We start from the raw sequence: 21,977 nt of genomic DNA on the forward strand, positions 1-21,977 counted from the left end.
GGCGCACCCGCCGTGGCGCGTCCCTGAGGACGGGCGGGACCTGGGATACCGTCACTGCTCGGGGAGGGGTTCCCAACCTCGGGACGAGGGGGTGGACGCGGTGTTCGGTCCGAGGACACGCACCAACCGCGCCGCTGCCCTGCACCGCAGGGCGGAGGCGACGGCCGCTGCGGCGGCCGCCGTCCTCGACGAGATCCGGCCCGCACCGGCGGACCAGCGGCGGCAGTACGAGTTGGCGGACCGGCTGCGGTCCACGGCGGCTGTCCTCGCGCCGGGCTGGGCGGGGGCGTCACTGGAGACGCTCACCGTGGCGGTCCCGTCGGGCGAGGGCCCGCCGCCGTTCGTCCGGGTAGGCATGGCCGCTCCGCTGGACGACGCGCGCTTCCCGGCCCTCGTGCCGCTGCTCGGCACCGGGCACCTGACGATCGACGGCGACGCGCGGGATCCCCGGGTGGCGGGGCTGCTCCGGGCCGTGCTGCTGCGCCTGCTGGCGGCGACGCCGGCCGGTTGCCTGCTGGTCCGCGCAATCGACGGGACCGGCATCGGAAAAGTCAGCACCACCACCGCCGGAGCGCGAACGGATCCGGCGACCGGCGCAGGGCCGGGTGCCGTCGCCGACGCACGCACGGGCGTAACCACCGGCGCACGCGCGGCCACGACCACGACCACCGACACCGGCAGCACCGGCACCGGGCTGGCCGCGCCGCCGGACGGCACGTTCGCCCCGTTCGCCGTGCTCGCGGACGCCGGCCTGCTGCCCCCGCCGGCCACGGACGTCGTCGGGCTGCGGGCCGTGCTCACCGAGGCGGAGCAGTGGGTGTCGCCGAGCAGTGGCCGACCGCGCCGGCACGACCGTACGCTGCTGGTGGTCGTGGCCGCCTGGCCGGAGGCGACGGATCCGGCCGATCTGGATCGGATCGAGGCGCTGGCGGCGCGGGGTCGGGCTGCCGGCCTGCACCTGGTCGTGGCCGGCTGGCCACCGGCCGGCCCGTACGCGACCCGCGCGCCCCTGCCGCAGGCCACCCCGCTGGCCATGCGCAACGCGTACGCGTTGCTGGGTGACCCGCCGGGCAGTTCCCTGGCGGGGCCGGGGGCGGAGCCACCGGGTGGGCTGAACTCCCCCGTCTTCGTCGACGACGATCCGCCGGCTGCCCTGGTCGACGCCGTGTGCCGACGGCTTGCCGCAGAGATCGAGGCCGGTTCCCGGCTCAGCCTGGCCGACCTGCTGCCCGACCCGGCCGCCCCACTGTGGACGGCGGGCTCCGTGGAGGGCGTCTCCACCACGGTCGGGGACGCGGGTGGCCGTCCGGTCACCGTGGGGTTCACCGAGCTGACCCCGCACTGGCTGGTCAGCGGACGGTCCGGGGCGGATCGCGCCGCATTCCTCAGCAACGTGCTGCTCGGCCTCTCCGCCCGGTACGGCCCGGACGAGCTGGCCCTGCACCTGGCCGACCTGGGCGACGGCGAGTCGTTCGCGGAGTTCCTGCAGACCGAGCGGGACCGGGCCTGGGTGCCCCAGGTGCGTTCGGCGGGGCTGGCCGCCGACCGGGAGTACGTGCTGGGCCTCCTCGACGAGCTGACGGCGGAGACCCGTCGCCGGGAGGAGGCCGGCCAGCGCGCCGGTGGGCAGCGGTTCGCCGGCCTGCGTGAGCACCAGGCCCTGCCCCGGGTGGTCTGTGTGATCGACAACTTTCCGCTCCTGCTGGCCGAGCAGGATCGGCTGGCCACTGACGCGGTCGCCCGCCTGGACGCCCTGGCCCGGTCCGGTCGGGCGTACGGGGTGCATCTGGTCCTGGCCGGGGAGGGTGATCTGGGGATCGCCGGTGGGCCGACGACCCGCGACTCGTTGCCCGGGCAGTTCCCGGTGCGGGTGGCGCTGGCCGGCGGGGGCCCGGTGCTGGAGCCGAGCAACGACGCCGCAGCGGGGCTGCCGGTGGGCAGCGCGGTGGTGAACACGGCGGGCGGCCTCGGCGGTCCCCGGGGGGCCACCCGGGGGCACGAGCGGATGGTCCGCTTCCCCGACCCGCACGAGGCCCCGGAGACGATCGGGGAGCTGCGGCGCAGGCTCTGGGCGGCCCGTCCGGAGCGGTCGGCTCCGCCGGTGGTCTTCGCCGGTTGGGCGCGCCCGTCGTTGCGTAACGATCCGCACTACCGGGCGGCCTTCGCCGGGCGGGCGCGGGGGCCGGTGGCCCTGCTGGGCCGGGCGGTGGATCCGTCCCGGTCGACGGTCACGGTGCCGCTCGGCGCGGGTGCCGGCCGTAACCTGGCCGTCCTCGGCCCGGGGGCGGAGGCGGTCGCCCTGTTGGCCACTGCGGCACGGAGCGTCGCGGCGCACCACGCGCCGGGCACGGGACGGTTCGTGGTGGCGTCACTCGCCGCCGAGGCGACGCCGGTGGCCGACGCCCTGGCGGCGGACCTCGCCGGCCAGCACCGGGTGGAACGTGTCGACCTGCCGGGCCTGCTCGCCGCCGTCGACGCCGAGGAGCCCGGCTACCTGGTGGTCTTCGGGTTGGACGGGACCGCCCCGCACGACCGGCGGGCAACCGGGGCCGCCTTACGCGAGCGACAGGCAGCCGGGGTTGCCCCGGACGAGCGGCAGGCGGACGGCCCCGCGCCGCACGAGCGACCGACGGGCCGGCGCGCCGGCCACGAGCGACCGGCGAGCGGCCCCGTGCCGCCCGACCCGCTGGCGGACCGGCTGCGGACGCTGCTGCGGGACGGCCCGCCGGCCGGCCGGCACCTGCTCGGCTGGTGGCGCACGGTGCCGCCGTTCACGGCGGTGGCGCGGGCCGAGGACGACCTCGACAAGCTGGCCGCCGTGGTCGCGGTGGACGTGCCGGGGGCCCAGCTCACGGCGCTGTTCGGGCATCCGGTGCAGTGGCGTCCCCGGCCAGGCCGGGCGATGCTCTGGGACGGCCCGGACGAGCGGGGTGTCCTGCTGGTGCCGTTCGCCGGCCCGGGCGACGACGCGCCACGGCCCACCGGCACCGTGACGGAAGCCGGCACCATGACGGAGGCCGGCAGCGCGCCGGGAACCGGCACCGCCCCGCAAGCCCACGCCACGACGCGAGGCGACACCACCACGGGGGCCGGGGCGGGCCCGGGAACCGACGGGGGAACTGCGGCCGAGGCCGCGACGCGGGCCGCCGGTGCCGAGGCAGGGACCGACGAGGGGGAGGGCGGATGAGCCGGGAGCCGACCACCACCGTCGCCGCACCGCCGGCTGCGGGACCGGTCCGTCAGCGGGCCGGCGTCGACCCGGTGCCCGCCGTCGACAGCGCCGCGGCCTGGACGGAGTACGTCGCCGCCGCCCGCCAGCTCGACGGGGTGCGCCGGGGCGCGGCGACGGCCGCGACGGAGCAGGCCCGGGCGGTGCAGGCCGCCCGCGAGGAGCTGACCGGGGTACGCGAGCGGCTGGCGCCGCAGCGGTCCCGGCTGCGCGAGTTGGGCGTACCCCCGATCGTGCTGGCGCCGTCGCCGCCGGAGCTGAGCGAGGCGGCCCGGGAGATGGTCGCCGGGCCGACGGCGGTGTCGACGGCCCTGCGCGCGGCGCGGGGCTGGGCGGACGGGGCCGACGGCCTGTTGGCGGGGCGCGGCCGGTTCGGTCCGGGGGCCTGGCCGCCGCGGCTGCGAAACCTGCTGGTCTACGGGCCGCTCGCGCTGGTGGTTCCGCTGCTCCAGGTGGTGCTGTACGTGGCGACGGGTGCCGGCCCGGCGAGCGTGGTGGCCCTGGTGTGCGGGCTTCCGATGCCTGCGGCCGCCTTCGTCTCCGGCTGGATCGGCGTCGGCCGCCTCTTCGGCGGGCCGGCGGGGACGGCGGCGGAACGGAACGGGAAGCGGCCCGCCGCTGGGGCGGCGACGCACGGCGCGGCACCGGCCGGCCCGGTCGTGGCGGCCGGCGGCGGTGCCGCGCCTGCGGCCCCGGTCGGGCGGGCCGGCGCGGCGGGGGTGCCGGCCGACGGCCCGGTGGACCGGACGCCCCGGTGGGGTGCCCTGGTATGTCTCGTCCCGGCTGTGCTGACCACCGCCGGGCTCGTGCTGGCGATGCTGGCCGGTTGAGCCGCCCGGCCGTGACGGGCCGCGCGGCGGGACCGGGCGCGGGAAGCAGGAACGGCGACGCCGGGGCGACCGCGTGGTCGCCCCGGCGTCGTTGCGGGATTGGCCCCGCCGGTCAGCGGGGGATGATCAGGGACATCGCCTCGGCGCGGGACTTGGCGTCGTGCTGGAGCACGCCGCGTACCGCGGAGGTGATGGTCTTCGCTCCGGACTTCTGGATGCCGCGCATGGCCATGCACATGTGCTCGCATTCGAGCACCACCACGACGCCGCGCGGGGCGAGGCTGCTCATCAGCAGGTCGGCGATCTGCGAGGTGAGCCGCTCCTGCACCTGGGGGCGGCGGGCGTAGACCTCGACGAGCCGGGCGAGCTTGGACAGGCCGGTGATCCGGCCGTCCGGCCCGGGGATGTAGCCGATGTGCGCGCTGCCCCGGAACGGGAGCAGGTGGTGCTCGCAGAGGCTCATCACGTCGATGTCCCGGACGAGCACCAGCTCTTCGTGGTTGGCCTCGAAGGTGGTGCTGAGCACCTGCGCCGGGTCGACCCGCAGGCCGGCGAAGAGCTCGGCGTACGCGCGGGCGACCCGGGCCGGGGTCTTCACGAGACCGTCGCGGTCGGGATCCTCGCCGACGGCGATGAGGATCTCGCGGACGGCCTTCTCGATGCGGGCCAGGTCGACGGACTCCTCGACCGGGCGACCGGTCAACTTGCCGTTGACCAGCCGCGCGGCGAGGTAGTCCAGACCGTCGGTGTCGGGCTCGGTCGACGAGGCACTCGGGATCGGTGCCTCGTGACCGGCCGTCGGGGCGGTGTTCAGTGCGTACCGTCCGAGTTGTTGGAGCCCGGCAGGCCGCCGCCGACGGAGGCTCCGTCGGCCTGGGCCTGCGCCTTGAGCGCCTCCTTCTCGGTCGGCGTGAGGACCGGGGGCTCGGTGGAGGGCTGGCGCTTGCCGAAGCCGTTGTAGGGGGCCATCGGCGGACGCTTCACCACGCGGGCGCAGATCCGGGCCATGTCGGCGGTGGAGAGGGTCTCCTTCTCGATCAGCTCCAGGACGATGTTGTCCAGGACGTCCCGGTATTCCACCAGGATCTCCCAGGCCTCGTCGTGGGCCAGCTCGATCAGCGCCCGCATCTCGTTGTCGATCTCGGCGGCCACCGCGTCGGAGTAGTCCCGCTCGTGGCCCATGTTGCGGCCGAGGAACGGCTCGTCGCCGCTGGTGCCGTACTTGATCGCACCGAGCTTGGAGCTCATGCCGTACTGGGTGATCATCGCGCGGGCCAGCCCGGTGGCCTTCTCGATGTCGTTGCCGGCGCCGGTGGTCGGCTCGTGGAAGACCAGCTCCTCGGCGGCCCGGCCGCCCAGCGCGTACGCCAGGGTGTCGACCATCTCGGCGCGGGTCTGGGTGTACTTGTCTTCGGTCGGCAGGACCAGCGTGTGACCCAGCGAGCGGCCGCGCGACAGGATCGTCACCTTGTGCACCGGGGCGGCGTGGGGCAGCGCCCAGGCGACCAGCGCGTGCCCACCCTCGTGGTACGCGGTGATCTTCTTCTCCTGGTCGCTCATCACCCGGGTGCGGCGCTGCGGGCCGGCGATGACCCGGTCGATCGACTCCTCCAGGGAGTCGTTGGTGATCGCCCGCTGGTCCTTACGGGCGGTCAGCAGCGCGGCCTCGTTGATCACGTTGGCCAGGTCGGCGCCGCTGAAGCCCGGGGTGCGCCGGGCCACCGAGTCGAGGTCGACGTCGGGGGTGAACGGCTTGCCCTTGGCGTGCACCCGCAGGATGGCCTTGCGGCCCTCCATGTCGGGGGCGTCCACCGGGATCTGCCGGTCGAAGCGGCCGGGGCGCAGCAGCGCCGGGTCGAGGATGTCCGGCCGGTTGGTGGCGGCGATCAGGATGACCCCGCCCTTGGTGTCGAAGCCGTCCATCTCGACGAGGAGCTGGTTGAGGGTCTGCTCGCGCTCGTCGTGCCCGCCGCCCATGCCGGCGCCGCGGTGGCGGCCGACGGCGTCGATCTCGTCGACGAAGACGATCGCCGGGGCGTTGGACTTGGCCTGCTCGAACAGGTCGCGGACGCGGCTCGCGCCGACACCCACGAACATCTCGACGAAGTCGGAGCCGGAGATCGAGTAGAACGGCACCCCCGCCTCGCCGGCGACGGCGCGGGCGAGCAGCGTCTTACCGGTGCCGGGCGGGCCGAAGAGCAGCACGCCCTTCGGGATCTTGGCGCCCAGGGCCTGGTATTTCGCCGGGTTCTGCAGGAAGTCCTTGATCTCGTGCAGCTCCTCGACGGCCTCCTCGGCGCCCGCGACGTCCGCGAAGGTCGTCTTCGGGGTGTCCTTGGTGATCATCTTCGCCTTGGACTTGCCGAAGTTGAGCACCCGGGAGCCGCCGCCCTGCATCTGCGACATGAAGAACAGCAGCAGGAGCACGAGCAGCGCGATGGGGAGCAGGTTGACCAGCAGGCTCACCCAGACGCTGTCGGACGACACCTTGGTGTCGGCCGGGCCGGTGATCCGGTTCGCCGCCTTGGCCGCGAGGACCTCGTTCCAGACCTCGTCGCCGACCTCGTAGGGGAACTGGGCCTCGATCCGGTCGGTGGTGGTGTCACCGAACTTGGTCCTGCTCTCCAGGTCCAGCTGGAGCGTCTGCTCCTTGTCCTGGAAGACCGCCTTTTTGATCTTGGCGGTGTGCAGTTGGTCGAGCGCAACGGAAGTGTCCACGCGGTGGTAGCTGGGACCAGCGGTGAACAGCTGACTGAGCACAACGGCGCCGAGGATGACCAGGATGATCCAGACCACCGGTCGGCGGAAGAAACGCGTACGTTCCATGCTGTTGTCGAGCGCCGAGACGCCCGCATCCTCCTGATCGACGTCCTGACCGTCTGAATGGCTGTCGCCGCCGCGGCGGCGGCCGGAGCCGCCGTGCGGGCCGGCCTCGACCCCGGGACGCGTCACTGCCGCGTCACGGTCACTCGACGGTACACCGTGTGCGCGACATGTGGCCTTGCGAGGCCAGCAGTTACGCGTAAGGCGAACCGGGTTTCAGCCGGCGTGGCGTGGTTTCCCGACCGGCCACCCGACCGCCCGGTCACGCGGGTCGGGGGGTCGGACGTGGAGGGTGCGTCCACACCACCGGCCTCTACCGTAGTCCGATCAGCTGAGAGCGCGCTGAACGTCCGCTTGACGGGCCCGCCCCCGCCGCGTGGTCAGGCGCGGGCGTAGACCTCGGGCTTGAGCACGCCGACGTAGGGCAGCTCGCGGTAGCGCTCGCCGAAGTCGAGGCCGTAGCCGACGACGAACTCGGTGGGGATGTCGAACCCGACGTACTTCACCGGCACCGGGACCTTGATCGCCTCCGGCTTGCGGAACAGGGCGACGACCTCGACGCTGGCCGCCGACCGGGACTCCAGGTAGCGCAGCAGCCAGGACAGGGTGAGGCCGGAGTCGACGATGTCCTCCACGACCACCACGTGCCGGCCGGCGATGTCCCGGTCCAGGTCCTTGAGGATGCGCACCACGCCCGAGGAGGTGGTGCCCTGGCCGTACGAGGAGATCGCCATGAAGTCCAACTCGACCGGGGGGCCGTGCCGGCCGAGCGCCCGGGCGAAGTCGGCCATGAACATGACCGCGCCCTTGAGCACGCAGACCAGCAGCAGCCCGTCGACGTCGGCGTGGTCCGCCGACACCTGCTTGGCCAGCTCTGCGGTCTTCTCGCGGATCTGCGCCTCGGAAATGATCACGTGGTCGATGTCGGCGTCGTACCAGGAGCCGTCAGCCATGGCTCCTAGCCTGCCGTACGCCGGATGCTCCCCGTCGGCGGGGCCGCCTCTTTCGGGGCGGCCCCGCCTGGCATTTCTCGCGCATACCAACAGCAATCAGGTCAGCAGGTGCGGGACCGCCACCGGCGGCCGCAGTCGGTGGGCTTCCAGTCCGCCGAGTCCCGGCTGTCGACGGTGAGGCCGGCCGCCGGGGCGACGGCGAGGAGGAGCAGGAAGAGCAGGAGCAACAGGGATTCCATGGCGGCGCTCGCTTTCGCAGGATCTGGGATGCTTTCGCCGCCGGTGCGCACCGGACTTGACCCCAGTCTGTGCCCTCGCCGAACGGCGGGACAGTGGCAGGAATGCCACTGCACCTCGATTTCCTGCCACCGGTGCGGTTACCCTCGTCACATGCTCCGTTCCGTCGCCGTCGTCGTGATGGACCGGGTGGTCCCGTTCGAGCTGGGCGTGTTCGCCGAGGTGTTCGGCACCGACCGCACCGACGACGGCTTCCCCGGCTACCGGTTCGACGTCTGCGCCGCCGACGGCGCTCCGGCGCGCACCTCCTCCGGCTTCCTCGTCACCCCGGACGCGGACCTGACGCCCGTCGAGGACGCCGACCTCGTGGCGGTCCCCGGGCACGACGGCGCGGTCGCGCCGCCCGAGGTGCTGGCGGCGCTGCGCCGGGCCCACGCGCGCGGCGCGTACGTGCTCAGCGTCTGTTCCGGCGCGTTCGTGCTCGGCGCGGCCGGGCTGCTCGACGACCGGGAGTGCACGACCCACTGGCGGCACGTCGACGAGTTGCAGCGCCGCCACCCCCGGGCGAGGGTCCGCTGTGACTCGCTCTACGTGGCGGACGGCCGCCTGCTCACGGGCGCCGGCACGGCGGCGGGGATCGACGCCTGCCTGCACCTGGTACGCCACGAGCACGGCTCGGCCACCGCCACCCGGCTCGCCCGCCGGATGGTCGTCCCGCCGCACCGCGACGGCGGCCAGTCGCAGTACGTCGAGGCGCCCATCCCCAAGGCCCCCGAGGCGGCGACCCTGGAGCCGGTCCTGGCGTGGCTGATGGGTCACCTGGACCGGCCGGTCACCGTCGAGGAGCTCGCCGCGCACGCCGGCATGACGCCGCGCACCTTCGCCCGCCGGTTCCGCGCCGAGACCGGCACCACCCCGCACGACTGGCTGACCAACCAGCGGGTGCTGCTGGCCCGGCGGCTGCTGGAGGAGACCGGGCTGAGCGTGGAGAGCGTGGCCGGCCGCTCCGGGTTCGGCGACGCCGCGGCGCTGCGGCACCACTTCGCCCGGCGGGTCGGCACCACCCCGCACGCCTACCGCACCACCTTCCGCGACCGCGTCGCGCCCGCCCGGTCCGGGTGACCCACACCGGCTCGGCGACCTGGCGGGGCCACCGGCAACCAGAAGCCCCCAGGTCGCCGGCATCGTGTCGATCACCCGGACCGGCCGGCCCGGCCGCGATCACCCGGACCCGGCGGGGCAGCGGAGTGGGCGCAGCCGGCACGACGCCGGTCAGCCGGGCGGCCCGGCCGCGGTCAACCGGCCCGCCCGGCGGCCCACCCGGAGGCCGCCGGGCAGATGGACCTCGCCCTGGCCGTGCCAGTCGGTGACCAGGGCATCGAGCGCCCCGACGTGCCGGTGCGACAGCGCGGCCGGCGACGCGCCCAGCTCCCGGGCCCAGGCATGCAGCACCCGGGTCCGCACGGCCGGGGCGAGCCCGGCCAGTGCCGCCACGGCCAGCCCGCCGCCGGGGGCCCGCACGCCGGCCGGGCCGTCGGTGGCGGACGAGGCGGCGGCGGGCGAGGCGGCGGAGAGTGCGGCGGCGGCCAGTTCGTCGAGGGCCGCCGCGTCGGCGGCCGCCAGGCGGGCGCTGCGGGCCAGGTTGTCCACCACCCCGGGTCCGAGCGCGCGGACCAGCGCGGGCAGCGCGTCGGCCCGGACCCGGGCCCGGGCGTACGACGGGTCGGCGTTGTGCGGGTCCTCCCACGGGCTGAGGCCGAGCGCGGCGCACGCCTTGCGGGTCTGCTCGCGGCCGATGTCGAGCAGGGGCCGCAGCAGCGGCACGCCGGCCAGGTCCCGCCGGGGCGGCATCCCGGCCAGCCCGCGCGGGCCGGCGCCCCGGGCCAGCGCCAGCAGCACCGTCTCGGCCTGGTCGTCGCGGGTGTGCCCGGTGAGCAGCGCCGCCGCCCCGTGCCGCCGGGCCGCCTCGGCGAGCGCCTGGTAACGCGCCTCGCGGGCCGCCGCCTCGGGGCCGCCGGGGCGGCCGGCGACGTCGACGCGTACCGCTTCGGCCGGCGCGAAGCCGGCCCCGGCGGCCCACGCCGCGACGTCGGCGGCCCGCCGGTCGGAGCCGGCCTGGAGCGCGTGGTCGACGGTGACGAGGCCGACCGGGCGGCCCAGCCGGGGCGCGACGAACGCGGCGGCGGCGGCCAGGGCCAGCGAGTCGGCCCCGCCCGAGCAGGCGACGAGCACCGGCCCGGCCCCGGGCAGCCCGGTCAGCGCGCGGCGGACCGCGAGCCGGACGGCGGCGACCGCCGGGGCGAGCGCGGGCACGGCGTACGGTCAGCCGGCGGTCGGGGTGGCTGCCGGCCCGTGCACCCGGGCGACCCACGCGTCGGGGTCGCCCAGCTCGTCGAGGCGGGGCAGGGTCAGCGGGGAGCCGAAGATCTTGTTGAAGCCGGCCATGCCGACGCGCTCGACGACCCCGTGGACGAACTTGCGGCCCTCGGCGTACTGGCGCATCTTGACCTCGACGCCGAGCAGCCGGCGGATCGCCTTCTCCAGCGGGTTGCCCGTCTCCCGCCGCCGGTTGAACGCGGCCCGGATCGACTCGACGCTGGGGATGACCTGCGGGCCGACGCCGTCCATGACGAACTCGGCGTGCCCCTCCAGCAGGGTCATCAGCGCGGTGAGCCGGTCGAGCACGGCCCGCTGGGCGGGGGTCTGCACGATGTCCAGCACGCTGGCCCGGCTCTGCGGGTCCTTCACCGCGTCGGAGAGGGTGGCGACGCCCCGGCGCAGCCGCTCCAGCAGGTGCTCGCCGCCCTGCGAGGCGTCGACGAACGCCTGCACCTCGCCGAGGAAGTAGGCGCGCATCCAGGGCACGGCCGTGAACTGGGTGCGGTGGGTGACCTCGTGCAGGCAGACCCAGAGCCGGAAGTCGCGCGGGTCGGCCCCGAGCTTCCGCTCCACCTCGACGATGTTCGGCGCGACGAGCAGCAGCTGGCCGGGGTCGCCGGAGAAGACCTCGTACTGGCCGAGGACCCGGCCGGACAGGTAGGCCAGGACGGTGCCGGCCTGCACGCCGGTGAGCCGGGAGCCGACCGCCTCGGTGAGCGGGCCCGGCGGCTTGTCGCCGGAGAGCCGGCTGACCAGCGGGGTGATCACCTCCCGCAGGCCGGCGATGTTGGTGGCCGCCCAGTCCCGGCGGTCGACCACCCGCACGGGCGGGTGGACCACCTGGGACCGCAGCCCGGTGTAGTCGGCCACGTGCCCGGCCGCCTCGTCGGTCAGCCGCCGCAGCTCGGAGACCACCTCGGTGGCCTCGGAGTACGACACCCGGGGCCCCGACTTGCCCAGGGCCCCCGCCGTCGCGGCGGCCAGATCCCAGTCCACGAACTGCGCCATGTACCCACCGTACCCGCGCCGGGACACCCCCACCTTTCGGGAATCCAAGGACATATCACCACGAAGCGATCAGCGGCAGCCGCAGCGCGCCAGGGCGGACGTGACGCGGTCGAGGGCGCGGCGGGTGTCGTCGAGGCTCCCGGCCGGGGCCCGGTCGGCGAGCACGGCGAAGGTGAGCAGCCGCCCGTCGGCCGTGGTGACCAACCCGGCGATGGCGTGCACCCCGGTCAGCGTGCCGGTCTTGGCGCGGACCACCCCGGCCCCGGCCGTCGTGCCGTCCGACCGGTACCGCCCGTCCAGGGTGCCCGACCAGCCGGCCACCGGCAGGCCGCCGAAGATGCTGCCGAGCTCCGGGTGTGAGCCGTCGCCGGCGATGGCGATCAGGTCGGTCAGCAGGGACGGGCTGATCCGGTCGCTGCGGGACAGCCCGCTGGCGTCGGAGAGGGTGATCTCGTCGGCGGGCAGGCCCAGCTCGCCGAGGACGATGTCCATCGCCGCCGCGCCGCCGGCGAAGGACGCCGGCTGGTCCCGGGCCAGCGCCACCTGCCGGGCGAGCGCCTCGGCGATCACGTTGTCGCTGTCGGTGATCATCATGTCGACCAGCCGGATCATCGGCGGGGACTCGACCTTGCCCAGCTCGGTGCCGGGGGCCGGCGCCGAGCCGGCCGAGGCGTCACCGGAGGTCGGCGCGGCGCCCCGCTTGACCTGGGCGGCGGCGCCGGTGAGCCCCAGCAGCCGGGCGAAGGCGCGGCCGGCGGCCAGGTCCGGCTGGGGGCTGCGCTGCGCCCAGCCGTGGCTGGCCGCGAAGTTCTTCTTCGCCGCCACCGGGTCCACCCGCGCGCCGTCGGTCATCAACGCGCTGATCGCCGCGCCGAAGCCGCCGGTCGGGATGTCGGAGTCCCAGCCGGGCCCGTAGACCGGGCCGGGGAAGAGCGAGGAGTCGACGGTGACCCGGGTCGGCGCGGTGCCGCCGAGCGCCGTCCTGACCTGCTCGGCCAGGTCGTCGAGGCGGGCCGCGCCGGGGTAGAAGCCCTCGCCGTCGACGGCGAGGGTCGGGTCGCCGCCGCCGACGAGCACCACCTCGCCCGGGGCCGCGCCGGCCACCGCCCGGGTCGGCACGCGGTGGTCGGGGCCGCGGGCGGCCAGCACGGTCACCGCGGTCGCCAGCTTGGTCACCGAGGCGAGCACGGTGGCGTCGTCGCCGCCCCGCGAGTAGAGCGACCGGCCGGTCGTCACGTCGGCGACGGAGACGTTCACCCGGTCGCCCAGCTCCGGGGCGGCCAGCAGCGGCTCGATCGCGGCCTTCACCCCGTCGGCGGTGGGCTCCGGGGCGTGCGCGTCGGGGCCGGCGAGGACCGGGGTCGGGTCCGGCTCGACGACCTGGGCGTCGGCCCGGGAGGGCTCCCCGCCGTCGCCCAGCCAGCCGGCGACCGGGCCGGGCCGGACCACCGCCAGGCCCGCGCCGACCAGGGCGAACAGCAGCACCACGGCGAGCACGGCCAGCGGGAGGCGGCGTCGGCGGGTGGGCGGCGGGGCGTAAGCCGGCGGGGGGCCCGCCGGTGGGTCGGCGGGACCGCCGGGCGTGGGCGGGACCGACGCGGTGGCCGGGTCCGGCCCGTCGGGGGCCGCCGGCGCGGCGGGGGCGGCGGGGGTCGCGGTCAGCTCCGGGGCGCGGTCGCCGCCCGGGGGGCGCCACACCGGCTCGCCGGACGTCACGACCGGGGCGGTGGCCTCCGGGTCGAAGTCGGTCACGGCCGGCTCCTGGGCCCGCGGGACGTGCGCCTCGGGGACCGGCACCCGTCCGGTCGCGCTCCCGGACCCCGGGCGCGGCTTCTTCCGCCCGTCAACCCCCTGCGGGCGGTAGTGTGAATCTTCCCTCCCCACGACCCCCTCCTCCCCGTGCGGAAAACAGCTTGGGTGACACTACTTCGGTCCGAACACTATGCGGCGGCCGGAGCGGGCGGGTGGGCATTCACCTGCGCGGGGAGCGCCGCCACTTGGTTCCGTCAGCCAGCGTGGGCAAACGAGGGAGCGTGGGAAATGGATTTCGACGTCACGGTTGAGATCCCCAAGGGTCACCGCAACAAGTACGAGGTGGACCACGCGACCGGCCGGATCAGGCTGGACCGCACCCTCTTCACGTCCACGCAGTATCCGGCGGACTACGGGTTCATCGAGGGCACCCTGGGCGAGGACGGCGACCCGCTGGACGCGCTGGTGCTGGTCCCCGAGCCGACGTTCCCGGGCTGCCTGATCCGCTGCCGCACCATCGGCATGTTCCGGATGACCGACGAGAAGGGCGGCGACGACAAGGTCCTCTGCGTGCCCTACGAGGACCCGCGCCAGGAGCACCTGCGCGACATCCACCACCTCGGCGAGTTCGACCGGCTGGAGATCCAGCACTTCTTCGAGGTCTACAAGGACCTGGAGCCCGGCAAGTCGGTCGAGGGCGCGACCTGGGTCGGTCGCGTCGAGGCGGAGGCCGAGATCCGCGCGTCGTACCGGCGGGCCAAGGAGGCCGAGGAGCGCGGCGAGACCATCCACTGACCCCACCCACGCCGACGGGCCCGGGGGCCGCTCAGCCGAGCAGCCCCCGGGCCCGCTCGTACAGGTCGAGCACCGCGCAGGCCACCGGCACCACGGACACCACCAGCGCCGTGTCGACCAGGTCGGCCGCCCGGCCCAGGTACGGGGAGGCGGGCCGCCGCGCGTACGTGGCGCCGGCTGCCACGGCGAGCAGGGCGACGGCCAGCCCGCCGACGGCCAGCGCCAGCCGGCCCGCCGGCCCGGAGCCCACGACGAGCACCCCGCCGAGCAGGACGGCCCCGGCCAGCCCGGCGACGACCGGCGGCACCCGGTGGCGGACCGCCACGAACAGCCGCGAGCGCAGCAGCAGCACCGCGCAGACCACGGCGACCAGCAGCCGCCCGGCCCCGCCGCCCGCCGTCACCAGCACCACCGCCGCCCCGGCCACCAGCACGGCGTGCCCCAGCAGCATCCCGGTGAGCATCTCCTCGGTGCGGGCCACCGCCGCGTGCACCCGGGCCCGGTCCGGCAGGTCCCGGGCGGCGTCCGCGCCGGGGCCACCGTCGCCGGGCAGGGTGATCGGCGGCAGCGGCATCTTGCCCAGCCGGATGGCCAGCAGCGGCAGCGCGCCGAGCGCGAAGACCAGGGCGCAGAGCAGCACCGCCGCGGCGCCCCCGGCGGTCAACGCCAGCCCGCCGAGGGCGGCGGGCGCACCGACCGCGCCGACCGTCGCGCCGGCCACGAAGACCCGCACCCGACTGGCCACCCCGAGCAGGCCGAGCACCGCCACCAGCAGCAGCGCCACCGCGCCGGCCAGCAGCTCGGGGGCGCCCAGCCAGGGCAGCGGCGCGACCGGGCCGACCGGGTCGCCGGAGCTGACCGCGAGCGCGCCGGCGGCGAACGCGTACGGCAGGGCGTAGCCGCCGAGGGTCGCGCCGGTGGCCCCGTCGCCGTACGCGCGGGAGGCGACCGCCCCGGCGAGGGTGAGCAGCAGCGCCACCGCGACCGCGACGGGCCAGCCGGCGCCCGGCCCGGGGCCGGCGGCGAGGACGGCGAGCAGCCCCACGCCGAGCGGCACGGCCGCCCCGGCCAGGGCGGCGCACCGGGTGGCGGCCGGCGACCAGGCGGCGCCCCGGCGGCGGGCCCCGTCGACGATCGCCTCGACCACGTCGTCGTACTCCAGCTCGGGCCACTGCGCGCGGGCCGGCACCAGGTGCAGCACCTCGCCGTCGCGGACGCCCTGCGGCAGCAGCGCCTGGGCGGTGGCCAGGACCGCCCCGTCGGTGCGGCGCAGCACCCAGCCGCCGTGCCGTTCGCCGTCGTCGGCCAGCCCCTCGCCGGCGTGCCGGAGCACCTCGGGCAGCAGCTCGGCCAGGGGGACCTGCTCGGGCAGGGCGACGTCGACCCGGCGCTGGGGGGCGCTGATCGTGACCCGGGCCAACCCGACTGTCATCGGCGCATCTCCATATCGAGGGGGAACGGTGGCTGCGCGGACGACAGGACTTTACCTACGATGAGCCAGGCTCGGGTTACCGAGCGCTGTGGGGAGGCCGAGTGTCCACCGTCGTCATCAAGCGACCACCCCGGCGGCCGGCACCGGAGATCCCGGTCGGCGAGCTGCCCGTCGAGGCCCCGCCCGAGATCCCCGCCGTCACCGGCGGGCGCTGGCAGCAGGCGCTGATGGTGCTGCCCATGCTGGGCGGGTCGGTCGCGATGGCGATGATGTTCGGCCGGGGCGGCGGGGCGTACTCGTACGTCGTCGGCGGGATGTTCGGGCTCTCCTCGCTGGCCATGCTGGTCACCTCGTGGGGCAGCGCCGCCGGCACCCCGAAGAAGTCGGAGATGATGGCCGCCCGCCGGGAGTACCTGCGGCACCTGGGCGCGCTGCGCCGCCGGGTCCGGCAGACCGCCGAGCGGCAGCGGGCCGGGCTCTACTACCGCCACCCCGACCCGGGCCGGCTGTGGTCCACCGTCGACAGCCACCGGGTGTGGGAGCGGCGGCCCGGCGACCCGGACTTCGCGGTGGTGCGGGTGGGCGTCGGCCCGCAGACCCTGGCCACCCCGCTGGTCGGCCCGGTCACCCGCCCGCTGGAGGAGCTGGAGCCGATGACCGCCGGCGCGCTGCGGCGGTTCCTCGACGCGTACGCGGTGGTGCCCGACCTGCCGGTGGCCCTGTCGCTGCGCAGCTTCGCCCGGGTCTTCGTGCGCGGCGGGGCGCCCCGGGAGGGCGCGGAGGCGGGCGTCCGCCCCGGCACCGGGTCGCCCGACGCGCAGGCGCTGGCCCGGGCGCTGCTCACCCAGCTCGCGGTGTTCCACGCCCCCGACGAGCTGCTGATCGCCGTCTGCGCCGGCCCCGAACGGCGGGCGCTGTGGGAGTGGGTGAAGTGGCTGCCGCACGCCCACCACCCCACCCGCGTCGACGCCGTCGGCCCGGTCCGCCTGGTCACCAGCTCCGCCGTCGAGCTGGAACGGCTCCTCGACGAGGTGCTGGCCAGCCGTTCGCGGTTCAGCCCGGCCGGCCCGGCGACCGACGGGCCGCACGTCGTGGTGGTGCTCGACGGCGGCGACCTCACCGGCGCGACCGACCTCGTCGGCGACGGCGGCATCGACGCGGTCACCGTCGTCGACCTGGACACCCCGCCGCCCCGGCTGCTCGACCGGTACGCCATCCTGCTCGACCTGCGCGACGGGCGGCTGCACTCGCACTCCGTCGAGGGGCACGCCGAGGTGGGCACCCCGGACCGGCTGCCGCCCGCCGACGCCGAGGCGGTCGCCCGCCGGCTCGCCCCGCTGCGGCTCGCCACCGCCGTACGCGGGCCGGACGCCCCGGTCAACGCCGAGCTGGGCCTGCCCGAGCTGCTCGGCATCGGCGACCCGGACGGCTTCACCGCCGAGCAGGGCTGGGCGCCCCGGTCGGCGCGGGACCGGCTGCGGGTGCCGATCGGGGTGGGCACCGACGGCGGCGCGATCGAGCTGGACCTCAAGGAGTCCGCGCAGGACGGGATGGGCCCGCACGGGCTGCTGATCGGGGCGACCGGCTCCGGCAAGTCCGAGCTGCTGCGCACCCTGGTCCTCGGGCTGGCCGCGACGCACAGCTCCGAGCAGCTCAACTTCGTCCTGGTCGACTTCAAGGGCGGGGCCACCTTCGCCTCCTTCGACCGGCTCCCGCACACCGCCGCGGTGATCACCAACCTGGCCGACGCGCTGCCGCTGGTCGACCGGATGGTCGACGCGATCAACGGGGAGTTGATGCGCCGCCAGGAGCTGCTGCGTCGGGCCGGCAACTATGCCAGCCTGCGCGACTACGAGCGGGCGCGGGCGGCGGGCACGCCGCTGGCCCCGCTGCCGTCGCTGCTGCTGGTCTGCGACGAGTTCTCCGAGCTGCTGTCGGCCAAGCCCGACTTCATCGACCTGTTCGTGCAGATCGGCCGGCTGGGCCGGTCGCTGGGGGTGCACCTGCTGCTGGCCAGTCAGCGGCTGGAGGAGGGGCGGCTGCGCGGGCTGGACACCCACCTGTCGTACCGGATCGGGTTGCGGACCTTCTCGGCCCTGGAGTCCCGGACGGTGCTCGGGGTGCCGGACGCGCACGAGCTGCCCCGCTCACCGGGGCACGGCTACCTGCGCTTCGGCACCGAGCCGCTGATGCGCTTCAAGGCCGCGTACGTCTCGGGGCCGCTGCGGCGGCGGGTCGGCGCGACGGGGCCGGGCGGGGCCGGCGCGCCCCGCCTGCTGACCTTCACCACCCACGTGGTGCCGGTGCCGGAGCCGCCCACCCCGGCGCTGACGGCGACCGCCGAGGACGACGCCGGCCGGGACAGCCTGCTCGACGTGCTGGTGGGCCGGCTGGCCGGGCAGGGCCCGCCCGCGCACCAGGTGTGGCTGCCGCCGCTGGACGCCGCGCCCACCCTCGACGAGCTCCTCGGCCCGGTCGGCGTCGACCCGGCGCGCGGGCTGACCTTCGCCAACCCGGAGCTGCACGGCGCGCTCCAGGTGCCGGTGGCGGTCGTCGACAAGCCGTTCGAGCAGCGGCGGGACCTGCTCTGGCTCACCCTCGGCGGGTCGGCGGGGCACGTCGGCGTGGTCGGCGGCCCGCAGAGCGGCAAGTCGGGCCTGCTGCGCACCCTGGTGTGCGCGCTGGCGTTGACCCACACGCCCGTCGAGGCGCAGGTCTACTGCCTGGACTTCGGCGGCGGCGGGCTGGCCGCGCTGCGCGACCTGCCGCACGTGGGCGGGGTGTCCGGCCGCACCGACCAGACCGCGGTGCGGCGCACCGTCGGCGAGCTGGTCACCGTGCTGGTGGACCGGGAGCGCCGCTTCGCCGAGCTGGGGGTGGAGTCGATGGCCGCGTACCGGCAGCGGCGGGCCGCCCTCGCCGCCGCCGGGCAGCCCGGCACCGACCCGTTCGGCGACGTGTTCCTGGTGGTGGACGGCTGGAACACGCTGCGCAGCGAGTACGACGACCTGGAGCCGCTGGTCACCGAGCTGGCCACCCGGGGCCTGTCCTACGGGGTGCACGTGGTGGCCACCGCGCTCCGCTGGACGGACTACCGCCCGGCGATCCGGGACCTGTTCGGCTCCCGGGTGGAGCTGCGCCTCGGCGACCCGTCGGACTCGCTGCTGGTGCGCCGGGCGGCGGCGGCCACCGTGCCCGACAAGACGCCCGGCCGGGGCATGACCGGGGAGAGCCTGCACTTCCTCACCGCCCTGCCCCGGCTGGCCGACGGCGACACGGCGACCCTGGTCAAGGCGGTCGCCGGGGCGTGGGACGGGCCGGCGGCGCCCCCGGTCCGGCTGCTCCCGCCCGTGCTGCCGTACGCGGAGCTGGACCTGACCGTGACGGCCGGGCTGGCGCTGCCCGTGGGGATCGCCGAGGCGGACCTGCGCCCGGTGGTGCTCGACTTCGCCACCGAGCCGCACCTGCTGGTCTTCGGCGACGCCGAGTGCGGCAAGTCGTCGTTCCTGCGGGCCCTCGCGGCGACCGTCGTCAGCCGGTTCACCCCGCAGCAGGCGCGGGTGATCCTGGTCGACTACCGCCGCAGCCTGCTCGGCGCGATCGAGACCGAGCACCGGATCGGCTACGGCACGGCCGCCGCCCGCACCACCGAGCTGATCGAGTCCGCCGCCGGGTACATGCAGCAGCGGCTGCCCGGCCCCGACGTCACCCCGGCGCAGCTGCGCCAGCGCTCGTGGTGGTCGGGGCCGGAGCTGTTCGTGCTGGTCGACGACTACGACCTGGTGGCCAGCGGGCCGGTCAACCCGCTGCGGGCCCTGGAGGAATACCTCCCGCAGGCCCGGGACATCGGCCTGCACCTGGTGCTGGCGCGCCGGGCCGGCGGCACCGGCCGGGGCTACGACCAGCTCCTACAGCGGCTCAAGGAGCTGTCGACCCCGGGGCTGGTGATGGCCGGCAGCCCCGACGAGGGGCCGATCCTCGGGCAGGTCCGGCCCGGGCCGCTCCCGCCGGGGCGGGCCCGGCTGGTGACCCGGCGCGAGGGCGTACGCCTGGTGCAGCTGGCCCATCTTCCCCCGCCGTAGGGGTCCGCCGGGCCGACGACCCGGTGATCCGGCGTCGGAATGGCGCGTGACGGGCGTGGGAACCGGTAATCTCCGAGCAGCATGTGTCCGCCGCGATGAATGGCTGGGAATGTGACTGGGGTTCGGCAGGGCAGGCCCGCGACCGCGCGACGGTTCGCCGGCCGCGCGCTGGTGGGCACCGCCGCGCTCGCGGTGTCGCTCGTCGGCCCGGTTCCGCCGGCGGCCCTCGCCGCGCCGCCCCCCGCGGCGCTGCCCGGGTCCGCCCCGCTCGCCGCGCCGGTTCCCGGGTTCGCCCCGCTCGCCGCGCCGGTGTCGGCGGGTCCGTCCTGGCGGGTGTCCCCCGTCGACACGCCGGCCCGGGCCGACCAGGTCCGCGACGAGCAGTGGCAGCTCGACGAGCTGCGGGCGTCGACGGCGTGGCGCACCTCGACCGGGCGCGGCGTCGTCGTCGCCGTCGTCGACTCCGGGGTGGACGGTTCCCACCCGGACCTGGCGGGCCAGGTGCTGCCGGGCATCGACCTGGTCGACGACGGCGACACCGACGGGCCGGACCCGGTCGGGCACGGCACGACGGTGGCGGGCCTGATCGCCGGGCGCAACGACGACCGGCGGGGCGCGGTGGGGCTCGCCCCCGACGCGAAGATCCTCCCGGTGCGGGTCCTCGACGACGAGAACCGCTACGACGACGCCCTGATCGTCGCCCGGGGCGTCCGGTGGGCCGTCGACAACGGCGCCCGGGTGATCAACCTGTCGCTCGGCGGCAGCGGCGACAGCCCGGCCCTGGCGGCGGCGCTGGACTACGCGTTCGCCCGCGACGTGGTGGTGGTCGCCTGCACCGGCAACGTCGCCGCCTCCGCCGACACCAACGTCTGGTATCCGGCGCGGGAGCCGGGCGTGATCGCCGTCGCCGGCCTGGAACGCGCCAGCGACAACCTGTGGTCGGGGTCGATCACCGGCCGCGCCACGGTCCTCACCGCCCCGGCGACCGGCCTGGTCGGGGCCCGGCCCGGCAGCGGCTACTGGCGGGTGCAGGGCACCAGCTTCGCGTCGCCGCTGGTGGCCGCGGCCGCCGCGCTGATCCGGGCCCGCTGGCCGCAGATGTCCGCCGGTGAGGTGGTCAACCGGCTGATCAGCACCGCCCGGGACATCGGGCCCACCGGCCGCGACGACCGCTTCGGGTACGGCCTGGTCGACCCGGTCGCCGCGCTCACCGCCGACGTGCCCCCGGTGGGGCACAACCCGCTCGACGACCAGTCCTCCCCCGGCGTGGTGGGCTTCGGCCCGGCGCCCGGCGCCACGCACGAGGCCCCCGTCGCGGGTGCCGGCGCGGACCCGCTCGGCTTCACCGCGCCCCGCCAGCACACCCGCTGGACGGCCCAGCCGGCCGGCGGCCGCGACGACGCCGACCCGCAGCGGCTCTGGGCCGGCGTGGCCCTCCTCGCCGCCCTGGTCACCGGGGCCGCGCTGATGGTCCGCCGGCTGCGCCAGCGCAGCCGTTGACCACCCCCGGGCGCGGCGTCGACCGGGGCGTCCCGGTTCCGTGCCCGGCCTGCCCGATTCCCGGCCCGGCCGGTCTGATCCGGCGTCCCGCTGGGTAGGGATGCCGGGCATGAGCACGTCCGGTCAGCGCACCCACGTCCCCGCGTCGCCGTCGTGGCGGGCCCGCCGGCTCGACCCCGACCGTTCGTTGGGGCTGCGGCTCACCCTCGCCGCGACCGCCGTCTTCCTGGTGCTGGTGCCGTTCGCCCTGCTCGCCCTGCTGGTGCTGGGCTCCTGGCCGCCGCTGCACCGGCTGGACGCCGCGGTCGCGCACCACCTGCACGGCTACGCCGTCGACCATCCCGGCTGGGTGTGGTTCATGACCGTGTGGACGAACGTGTTCGGTCCCGGGCCGCTGCGGGTCGCCGTGCTCGCCGTGGTGGTCTGGTTGTTCGCCTGGCGCGCGCCGCGGCTGGCCTGGTGGGCGGTCACCACGATGGCGGTGGGCGGCCTGCTCGGCGCGCTGCTCAAGCTGCTGGTCGGCCGGGACCGGCCCGAGCTGCTGGACCCGGTCGCCCGGGCCGCCGGATACTCGTTCCCCTCCGGGCACGCGCTGAACGCGGCCCTCGCCGCCGGGGTGCTGCTGCTGGTCTTCCTCCCGTTCGCCCGGCGGCGGCCCGCCCGGCGGTGGGCGCTCTGGTCCGCCGCCGTCGTGGTGACGGTGCTGACCGGGGTGAGCCGGCTGGCGCTCGGCGTGCACTACACCAGCGACGTGGTCGCCGGCTGGCTGCTGGGCGCGGCGACGGTGGCCGCCACCACCGCCGCCTTCCGCACCTGGCGCACCCGGACCGGCCACCGGTCGGCGCGCCCCGCCACCACGGAGGGCGTCGAGCCGGAACTGGCCGACGGGGCCGAGCCGGCCGGCGAGGCGGAGCGCACCCGCCCGGCCCGCGGGCAGGCGTAGCGGGCGGTCCGCGC

13 protein-coding genes and 2 pseudogenes are annotated in these 21,977 nt (G+C 76.2%); 7 read left to right on the forward strand and 8 right to left on the reverse strand.

The window, feature by feature from the left end:
• Positions 1 to 91: 91 nt before the first annotated feature.
• Together O7633_RS16685 and O7633_RS16690 are read left to right on the forward strand one after the other, a co-directional pair.
• A pseudogene (locus O7633_RS16685) lies at positions 92 to 2,950 on the forward strand (hypothetical protein); the annotation flags it as partial.
• 233 nt (positions 2,951 to 3,183) lie between these two features.
• Positions 3,184 to 3,813, forward strand: a pseudogene (locus O7633_RS16690) (hypothetical protein); the annotation flags it as partial.
• A gap of 358 nt (positions 3,814 to 4,171) precedes the next feature.
• Here O7633_RS16690 and folE read toward each other — a convergent pair.
• The 4 genes from folE to O7633_RS16710 all read right to left on the reverse strand — a co-directional run bounded on the left by folE (position 4,172) and on the right by O7633_RS16710 (position 8,074).
• Positions 4,172 to 4,837, reverse strand: a complete 666-nt coding sequence (gene folE, locus O7633_RS16695; protein WP_278136273.1) for a GTP cyclohydrolase I FolE — start codon at positions 4,835 to 4,837, stop codon at positions 4,172 to 4,174.
• 32 nt (positions 4,838 to 4,869) lie between these two features.
• The gene (gene ftsH / locus O7633_RS16700; RefSeq protein WP_178066648.1) at positions 4,870 to 6,885 is read right to left on the reverse strand and encodes an ATP-dependent zinc metalloprotease FtsH; all 2,016 of its coding nucleotides are present in this window, start codon (positions 6,883 to 6,885) and stop codon (positions 4,870 to 4,872) included.
• 377 nt (positions 6,886 to 7,262) lie between these two features.
• The gene (gene hpt / locus O7633_RS16705) at positions 7,263 to 7,835 is read right to left on the reverse strand and encodes a hypoxanthine phosphoribosyltransferase (protein ID WP_074472259.1); all 573 of its coding nucleotides are present in this window, start codon (positions 7,833 to 7,835) and stop codon (positions 7,263 to 7,265) included.
• 101 nt (positions 7,836 to 7,936) lie between these two features.
• Complete coding sequence (locus O7633_RS16710; protein ID WP_176734735.1) at positions 7,937 to 8,074, reverse strand: hypothetical protein; 138 nt, start codon at positions 8,072 to 8,074, stop codon at positions 7,937 to 7,939.
• 151 nt (positions 8,075 to 8,225) lie between these two features.
• Here O7633_RS16710 and O7633_RS16715 point away from each other — a divergent pair, with 151 nt between their 5' ends.
• A complete protein-coding gene (locus O7633_RS16715) occupies positions 8,226 to 9,194 on the forward strand; it encodes a helix-turn-helix domain-containing protein (RefSeq protein ID WP_278129845.1) in 969 nt (322 codons plus the stop codon).
• A gap of 150 nt (positions 9,195 to 9,344) precedes the next feature.
• Here O7633_RS16715 and tilS read toward each other — a convergent pair whose 3' ends face one another.
• The 3 genes from tilS to dacB all read right to left on the reverse strand — a co-directional run bounded on the left by tilS (position 9,345) and on the right by dacB (position 12,962).
• Positions 9,345 to 10,385 carry a tRNA lysidine(34) synthetase TilS gene (gene tilS, locus O7633_RS16720; RefSeq protein ID WP_282328430.1) on the reverse strand — a complete coding sequence of 347 codons (1,041 nt, stop codon included), beginning with the start codon at positions 10,383 to 10,385 and terminating at the stop codon, positions 9,345 to 9,347.
• A gap of 9 nt (positions 10,386 to 10,394) precedes the next feature.
• Positions 10,395 to 11,459: a zinc-dependent metalloprotease gene (locus tag O7633_RS16725; RefSeq protein ID WP_282328431.1), complete on the reverse strand. Its 1,065-nt coding sequence runs from the start codon at positions 11,457 to 11,459 to the stop codon at positions 10,395 to 10,397.
• A 69-nt stretch (positions 11,460 to 11,528) separates the two neighbouring features.
• Complete coding sequence (gene dacB, locus O7633_RS16730; RefSeq protein WP_282328581.1) at positions 11,529 to 12,962, reverse strand: D-alanyl-D-alanine carboxypeptidase/D-alanyl-D-alanine-endopeptidase; 1,434 nt, start codon at positions 12,960 to 12,962, stop codon at positions 11,529 to 11,531.
• A 537-nt stretch (positions 12,963 to 13,499) separates the two neighbouring features.
• Between dacB and O7633_RS16735 the strand changes: the two genes are divergently transcribed.
• Positions 13,500 to 14,006 (forward strand): inorganic diphosphatase, encoded by a 507-nt coding sequence (locus O7633_RS16735; RefSeq protein ID WP_007073387.1) that lies wholly within the window; start codon positions 13,500 to 13,502, stop codon positions 14,004 to 14,006.
• A gap of 31 nt (positions 14,007 to 14,037) precedes the next feature.
• Here O7633_RS16735 and eccD read toward each other — a convergent pair whose 3' ends face one another.
• On the reverse strand, positions 14,038 to 15,438 hold the full coding sequence (eccD, locus tag O7633_RS16740; RefSeq protein ID WP_282328432.1) for a type VII secretion integral membrane protein EccD: 1,401 nt from the start codon (positions 15,436 to 15,438) through the stop codon (positions 14,038 to 14,040).
• A 101-nt stretch (positions 15,439 to 15,539) separates the two neighbouring features.
• Between eccD and eccCa the strand changes: the two genes are divergently transcribed.
• From eccCa to O7633_RS16755, 3 genes are all read left to right on the forward strand, one after another.
• Positions 15,540 to 19,520, forward strand: coding sequence for a type VII secretion protein EccCa (eccCa, locus tag O7633_RS16745; RefSeq protein ID WP_282328433.1), 3,981 nt, complete (start codon positions 15,540 to 15,542; stop codon positions 19,518 to 19,520).
• Between the two features lie 99 nt (positions 19,521 to 19,619).
• Positions 19,620 to 21,020: a type VII secretion-associated serine protease mycosin gene (gene mycP, locus O7633_RS16750; protein WP_282328434.1), complete on the forward strand. Its 1,401-nt coding sequence runs from the start codon at positions 19,620 to 19,622 to the stop codon at positions 21,018 to 21,020.
• A 109-nt stretch (positions 21,021 to 21,129) separates the two neighbouring features.
• The gene (locus O7633_RS16755; RefSeq protein ID WP_282328435.1) at positions 21,130 to 21,963 is read left to right on the forward strand and encodes a phosphatase PAP2 family protein; all 834 of its coding nucleotides are present in this window, start codon (positions 21,130 to 21,132) and stop codon (positions 21,961 to 21,963) included.
• Positions 21,964 to 21,977: the final 14 nt, after the last annotated feature.

This window comes from Micromonospora sp. WMMD712 (assembly GCF_029581295.1).
In the GTDB taxonomy this organism is placed as follows: domain Bacteria; phylum Actinomycetota; class Actinomycetes; order Mycobacteriales; family Micromonosporaceae; genus Micromonospora; species Micromonospora carbonacea.

Bases quoted from the DNA above. Each gene is read 5' to 3' on its own strand.
- ftsH (WP_178066648.1), bottom strand. From the start codon at position 6,885: ATGGAACGTACGCGTTTCTTCCGCCGACCGGTGGTCTGGATCATCCTG.
- hpt (WP_074472259.1), bottom strand. From the start codon at position 7,835: ATGGCTGACGGCTCCTGGTACGACGCCGACATCGACCACGTGATCATT.
- O7633_RS16710 (WP_176734735.1), bottom strand. From the start codon at position 8,074: ATGGAATCCCTGTTGCTCCTGCTCTTCCTGCTCCTCCTCGCCGTCGCC.
- O7633_RS16715 (WP_278129845.1), top strand. From the start codon at position 8,226: ATGCTCCGTTCCGTCGCCGTCGTCGTGATGGACCGGGTGGTCCCGTTC.
- O7633_RS16725 (WP_282328431.1), bottom strand. From the start codon at position 11,459: ATGGCGCAGTTCGTGGACTGGGATCTGGCCGCCGCGACGGCGGGGGCC.
- O7633_RS16735 (WP_007073387.1), top strand. From the start codon at position 13,500: ATGGATTTCGACGTCACGGTTGAGATCCCCAAGGGTCACCGCAACAAG.
- eccD (WP_282328432.1), bottom strand. From the start codon at position 15,438: ATGACAGTCGGGTTGGCCCGGGTCACGATCAGCGCCCCCCAGCGCCGG.
- mycP (WP_282328434.1), top strand. From the start codon at position 19,620: ATGGCTGGGAATGTGACTGGGGTTCGGCAGGGCAGGCCCGCGACCGCG.
- O7633_RS16755 (WP_282328435.1), top strand. From the start codon at position 21,130: ATGAGCACGTCCGGTCAGCGCACCCACGTCCCCGCGTCGCCGTCGTGG.